This is a genomic window from Kitasatospora aureofaciens (genome assembly GCF_019192735.1).
Classification (GTDB): Bacteria; Actinomycetota; Actinomycetes; order Streptomycetales; family Streptomycetaceae; genus Kitasatospora; species Kitasatospora aureofaciens_A.
In genome coordinates this window covers 1-593 of the sequence record NZ_JAHTKP010000202.1, presented here as the reverse complement: position 1 = coordinate 593, position 593 = coordinate 1, and the positions used below count along the sequence as shown (strand labels likewise).

The following is a 593-nucleotide window of genomic DNA, read 5'->3' as shown; positions in this document are numbered from 1 at the left end:
GGTGCGGCGCTGGGTGCTGGAAGTGATCGGCCTGCTGGCCGCCCGCTCCCCGCGCCTGGACCGCGCACTGGCGAAGGTGGCCAAGGACAGCGGGTGCGTGGTGCTGCTGGACGGCACACTGATCCGCACCCGGCGACGGACCGGTCAGGCGAACCGGAAGAACTACTCGGGCAAGCACAAGGCGCACGGCCTGCTCTTCCTCGCCCTGACCGATGCGAAGGGGCGGCTGCTGTGGATCTCCTCGGCCCGCCGCGGCGCGTGCAGCGAGATCACAGCTGCCCGCTACGAGAAGCTGTGCGCGCGGCTGCGCGAGTTTGAGCTGGGAGCGGTCGCCGACCTGGGCTTCGTCGGCCTGGACGACGGCGACGGGGAACACCCGGCGGTCATCACCGGGTTCAAGGCGAGCGGCGGCAAGCGCCTGTCCTCGCCGAAGAAGGTCGTGAACCGGCTGATCAGCAGCCTGCGGGCCCCGGTCGAGCACGGCTTCGCGAGCCTGAAGACCTTCCGGATCCTGACCAAGGTGCGCATGCACCCGCGGCACGCCACCGCGCTGGTACGGGCCCTGCTGGTGCTGACGCACCACCAGGTGGCAC

General features: G+C 70.8%; 1 protein-coding gene. It reads left to right on the top strand.

Translation table 11 applies throughout. The features are described 5' to 3' along the window. Positions 1-593 (top strand): transposase family protein (locus KV557_RS42000; protein ID WP_218207393.1); only part of this gene is annotated, 593 nt, incomplete at both ends.